Here is a 5,035-nt window from a genome sequence, read left to right on the forward strand (position 1 = left end):
TTCTTATGAAGATGCAAGAGAGTATAAGATAGAAAATCTTGCACTGCCTTCAACAGGTGTACCAGTAGATGTAAAAGTACTCACATGGAAGACGGAGCTTTCCTGTGATGTACGTGCATATTCTTATGAAAATACCAGAGCATTTCATGTCTGTTCTTTTAATCCAAAGTACCAGATAGACAGTAACCGATGGAAAATAAAATCGTCAGACGAAATGATCAACGAAAATGGAGTAGGGGAGTATAGAAAAGGTACATATAACCTCTATACGAAAGTAGAAGAAGATATTCAAATTGAACGTAAACGTATAGTGAATAAAGAGCGAGAGACAGGTATATTTGGTGGTACTGTACGTAAGAAAGACGGTTTTACACTTACACTTATCAACAAATCTGATAAAGTAAAAAGCATAACACTCATAGAACGTATCCCTACATCAACGACTGAGGAGATCAAATCAAAACTTTTGAGTATCAATTCAGAGAAAAAAGTAAACTATAAAATACTCAAAGACGGACAGATAGAAATGAAACTTACGCTAACCGCACATGAAAATAAAAAGATTGAGGTATTGTTTGAAATATCACATGATAAAGATTTAAAAGTGAATTATTAAGAGAGGAAAATAAAAAGGGGGGATTTTAATTTGCAGGCAAAAAGCCTGCAAGCCACTACTAGAGTGGAGTCACGTTCTCAGCTTGTGGGCCTTTTTGACCTTCACCAACTTCAAATGTTACTGCTTGACCTTCAGCAAGTGTTACACGTCCACCGCCTTCATTGTTAACTTGACGGAAATGTACGAATACATCGTCTCCACCATTCTCTTGTTGAATAAATCCATAACCTTTTTCATCGTTGAACCATTTAACAGTTCCGTTTACTAATGTTGCCATTTTTTTGTACCTTTGGGTAATAATTTTCACTTAAAATTAAGTGGAATCCAAATCAGAGAGAGTCTTCGGGGTCTAGCAATAACACTTAACACACGCGAGATGAACTCGTACTTCATCTTTCTTCGCTTATATTGTACCTTCTTTTCTTAAGTTATAACCTTATTTAAAAAAATATATTTTTTAATTAATAAAAATTATAATATTCAAAGTCTTCCCAAACGACTAAGAGGAATTACCAAAGGTACAAGATGAACTTTTGGTATGGTCCATTTACTCATATATGGTGTAGGTTCATTACTTAAGTTTATAACATTTTTATAGTAAGCCGGTTTTGCATTCTGATCTAGTTTTATGAGCATATGGTTGAGTTTTTCTGTGCTCATACCATACACCATTTGAAGTTCCTGATCATAATTCTGTGCCGCTAAAAGATTCAGTACTCTATTGTCCTTGAGAACAACTTGGAAAGCATATAGAAATGTATTATAGTGGACTCTTATTACACGTTTCGCATCAAATATAATGCCTATACTTTTAGGTGTGGGAGGATCAAATTGATATTGCATATCTGTTTCTGCTTCTTCATACACCACCATACTGCCATCATCTAGACGCAGAAGGTTTTTTGTGAGAAAAAGTGTACTGAAGTTTTCATTCTTCTCTTCAAGTTTTTCACCGTGCACCTCTAAAGAAGCATCATTGATACGTAGATTGATATTCTCATTGTTGTAAGATAGATTAGAAGTCGCACAACCACTTATAATAAGGACGAAGAGAGTTGGAAATAATAGTTTTATCATTTTTTTCATTATACTATCTCTGTTAGTTTTAAAAAAATATGATTAAGCTCTTTAGCTGCTTTCATACCCAATTTTTCTGCTTCTTCTTTTGATTCTTCATACATTAATGAGAGCTCTTTTTGTTTCTCTTCCCACATGTCCTCACTTTCCATTTTTAGAAGGTGTGCTCTAAGGGTCACGATATCAAGTTCTTCCTGCGCATTTTTGGAAACCTTAGAGGTAAATTCATATGCAATCTCTTCCACTTTTTTAATTCTTTCACGTGCTTCCATCATTCCTAGATGCCCTTTAAGTTTTACTTCATCCTCAAAGTCATCGTAAGCATCATCAAGTTTTTCCTCTACACCTGATAAATGTTTCTTTAAGTCCAACCAAAATTCATTTACTTCTTCAGTAAAGTTTTCACTGAGTTTTTCCATATTCTTGTCAATTTTCTTCAGTGACTTCTTTGATTCGGTGATGATCTCTTTAAACTCTTTTTCCATAGATTAATCCTTCTAACTGGCTTATAAAATTATTATAACATTTTTGTTTCTTAAATACTTCATCTGAATTATGATAATATTACTTAATGGTATATATTTTTTTGTAGGGGGAAGAATATAATGAATATAGCAAAAAGTGTAAAATAGGGTTTCTTTTTCTTGTGGGAGTATTTACTTTAAACCTACAAGCGAATCCTGCATTAGCAAGACAATATGATATGGCATGTAGTGCCTGTCACTCGCAGGTACCTGCACTAAACGATATGGGGCTTTCATTTGTAAGAAATGGATTGAGAACATCGAAATATGATGCAACAGCATTAAAGAGTTTCATTGATTCTAACAGCTCAAAACGATTTATGCCCATTGGTGTAATGGTTGGTGTATCTGATAACTCCAAGAGTGACAGTATCAATACATTGGCTAAATCTTATTTGACCGGTACGCTTACAGATTCTTTATCAATGTGGGCTTCATCAAAAGAGCAGTTCAACAGTGATAAGGATGATCAGAAGTTATTTGAATCTGGCAATTCTCAACTCTATTTCCAATACAACATCTTAGAAGCAAAACATGCTATCAGAGTAGGACTTCTTTCACCATTGACCCAACTGGGTAATGTTAAAAGAAGTATGTCACATTCAGGGTTACATGGTGGAGAAGGTCATGGTCAGAATTATTTCTCACCTCTGGATCGTGCAAATGTTAATAATATAAAGGGAGCTGAGTACTCTTATCTATTTGATAATAATGTTCTGCTTCTTGCTTCTTATGGGGAACAGGTGCAAAGCCATCATGGTCAAGGCCATGGAGATTCAATAGAAGATGAAAATGATGCATTTTTGGCTGGAGTAACCTATAGAACTGAGTCAAATTATAAAGTAGGGTTCATCTATAATCATACTGAGGTTCAGGGTGATACTTTTTATTCGTTGATACTGCCTATAGAAAAAGAGTTTACTGCATTCATTTGGAACTCTTCTTTAGTCTATGCCAATGATTCCAATAATGATTATATTGGACTCGAAAATGCAGTGACATATCCGATTGGTGACATGGGACATATCAAGGCTATAGTCAATGTAGATAATGATGAATTTGATTATAATAATTGGGGTTATTCTCTAGGCTATACAAAAATTTATAACATGTTCTTCTTCTCAGTAGTAGCATCACGTGTCAACACAGATGCATACAGTCGTAGTAAGTTCATGGGTTCTGTTCAGCTTTTCTATTAAAATTTGATCTATTTGTTTAGATGTAGTTTTGTATTCTTCGCTTCAAGCCACTTCTCTAAAGTAGGAAGTTCATCTATATCCCGCGGTTCAATTCTTAAGATCTCTGCAAAACTTTTTACACCCATAGAGAGAAGGTACTGCAGATTATTGTCAAAGGTTGCATTCTCTACCACATAGATCTTATCTTTAGGTATTTCGAACATAAAACCACCATTTGGTATAGGTGACATGGATAGTGTAACAGTGTAATGGTCTTTAACAAGACTCTCTTTTTGTGAGTACATCAGTCCTATATTGTAGCCTTCAGTGGCAAAACCTTTGATAAGAACGACCAGTACCTGATTTTTCCCCTCTTTTGAAGAGTTAAAAATATCTACAAGTTCTTTGATCGTAGTAAAACCGGGAATTTTAGAAAATAGATGATCAAAGAGAGAGGCAAGCCTTGTTCTCGCGAGATGTCCTATAATGTAAAGTAAAATGAAAAAGAGTAATACAGCCAGTGATTCCCATGCAAAAATATTATGTTCAGGTGTAAAACCGATAAACTTGAACATCCCACCAACTAAAAGTTCAATCTTGCTAAAAAGCCATGATAGAATGATAATAATAGCAATGATTGGTAAAAGCCAAAATAATCCTTGAAGCATAGTATTCAAGAAGTGTTTTACAGTACTATTATTTGTCATCTATTTAGCTCCTCTAACCAGATCTCTACATCTGCATCACTTGCCATTTTCCAGTCTGCTCTTGGACTCAAAGAGATCGTACCCACTTTAGGTCCATCAGGCATACAGGAACGTTTAAACTGCTGCGTAAAGAAACGTCTTAAAAAGAGGCTTAACCACTTGCTTATAGTTTCTTCATCGTATTTAGTATCAAACGCTATAGCCGCTAGAAAACGTATCTTTTTTGGTTTGGCTCCATACTTGATGAAGTGATAGAGAAAGAAGTCATGCAGTTCATACGGACCGACGATACTCTCTGTCTCCTGGACGATCTCATCACCTTCGTGAGGGAGTAGTTCTGGACTGATAGGAGTGTCAAGTATGTCATCTATGATCTCTGCTATAGATTCATTGGATTTATAATACTCAATGACATACTGTATGAGTGTCTTAGGTATGCCGGAGTTAAGAGCGTACATACTCATGTGATCACCATTGTAGGTTGACCAGCCAAGGGCTATCTCACTGAGGTCCCCTGTACCGATGACAAGACCACCTTCTTTGTTTGCCATATTCATTAATATAGAAGTTCTTGATCTTGCCTGAACATTCTCATAGGTGACGCTGTGCTCTTCTTTGTCATGTTCTATAGCTTCAAATTCCTTGAGAGAGAGATCTGTAATGTCTACCGTTTTAAGTGTAACACCTAATGCTTCACAAAGCTTCACTGCATTTGATTTCGTACGACTCGTTGTACCAAACCCAGGCATGGTCACAGCGATGATGTTATGCACATCCCAGTCCATTATCTCAAAAGCTCTATGTGCAGAGAGCAGGGCAAGTGTAGAATCAAGTCCACCAGAGATACCTATCACAGCTTTTTTGATGTGTGCATGGCTCATACGTTTGATGAGACCGTGAGCTTGAATATGGACTATCTCATCACATCGGTGC

At 35.9% G+C, this 5,035-nt stretch carries 7 protein-coding genes; 2 read left to right on the forward strand and 5 right to left on the reverse strand.

Annotation, left to right across the window (positions count from 1 at the left end; all coding sequences use genetic code 11):
* Window positions 1-616, forward strand: a 616-nt coding sequence (locus tag WBM70_RS02285) for a DUF4139 domain-containing protein (protein ID WP_424556898.1), incomplete at its 5' end; no start/stop codon positions are given.
* Between the two features lie 58 nt (window positions 617-674).
* Here the strand turns inward: WBM70_RS02285 and WBM70_RS02290 are convergent.
* The 3 genes from WBM70_RS02290 to WBM70_RS02300 all read right to left on the reverse strand — a co-directional run bounded on the left by WBM70_RS02290 (window position 675) and on the right by WBM70_RS02300 (window position 2,178).
* Entirely contained in the window at window positions 675-893 is a 219-nt protein-coding gene (locus WBM70_RS02290; protein ID WP_223898013.1) for a cold-shock protein, read from the reverse strand.
* Window positions 894-1,096: 203 nt separating this feature from the next.
* Entirely contained in the window at window positions 1,097-1,693 is a 597-nt protein-coding gene (locus tag WBM70_RS02295; RefSeq protein WP_424556899.1) for a hypothetical protein, read from the reverse strand.
* An 8-nt stretch (window positions 1,694-1,701) separates the two neighbouring features.
* Window positions 1,702-2,178, reverse strand: coding sequence for a hypothetical protein (locus tag WBM70_RS02300; RefSeq protein ID WP_424556900.1), 477 nt, complete (start codon window positions 2,176-2,178; stop codon window positions 1,702-1,704).
* Between the two features lie 161 nt (window positions 2,179-2,339).
* Here WBM70_RS02300 and WBM70_RS02305 point away from each other — a divergent pair, with 161 nt between their 5' ends.
* Window positions 2,340-3,416 carry a hypothetical protein gene (locus WBM70_RS02305; protein ID WP_424556901.1) on the forward strand — a complete coding sequence of 359 codons (1,077 nt, stop codon included), beginning with the start codon at window positions 2,340-2,342 and terminating at the stop codon, window positions 3,414-3,416.
* Between the two features lie 8 nt (window positions 3,417-3,424).
* On the opposite strand, the gene WBM70_RS02310 is transcribed toward WBM70_RS02305, so the two are convergent.
* Window positions 3,425-4,102, reverse strand: a complete 678-nt coding sequence (locus WBM70_RS02310) for a DUF502 domain-containing protein (protein WP_424556902.1) — start codon at window positions 4,100-4,102, stop codon at window positions 3,425-3,427.
* The coding region (locus WBM70_RS02315) for an NAD(+) synthase (RefSeq protein ID WP_424556903.1) at window positions 4,099-5,035 on the reverse strand (937 nt) is incomplete at its 5' end. The genes WBM70_RS02310 and WBM70_RS02315, both read right to left, overlap by 4 nt.

The sequence above is a fragment of the Sulfurovum sp. genome, from assembly GCF_049668085.1.
Taxonomy (GTDB): domain Bacteria; phylum Campylobacterota; class Campylobacteria; order Campylobacterales; family Sulfurovaceae; genus Sulfurovum.

What these genes read in the sequence shown, in the direction of transcription:
- WBM70_RS02290 (WP_223898013.1), bottom strand. Translation starts at nt 893, where the DNA reads ATGGCAACATTAGTAAACGGAACTGTTAAATGGTTCAACGATGAAAAA.
- WBM70_RS02295 (WP_424556899.1), bottom strand. Translation starts at nt 1,693, where the DNA reads ATGATAAAACTATTATTTCCAACTCTCTTCGTCCTTATTATAAGTGGT.
- WBM70_RS02300 (WP_424556900.1), bottom strand. Translation starts at nt 2,178, where the DNA reads ATGGAAAAAGAGTTTAAAGAGATCATCACCGAATCAAAGAAGTCACTG.
- WBM70_RS02310 (WP_424556902.1), bottom strand. Translation starts at nt 4,102, where the DNA reads ATGACAAATAATAGTACTGTAAAACACTTCTTGAATACTATGCTTCAA.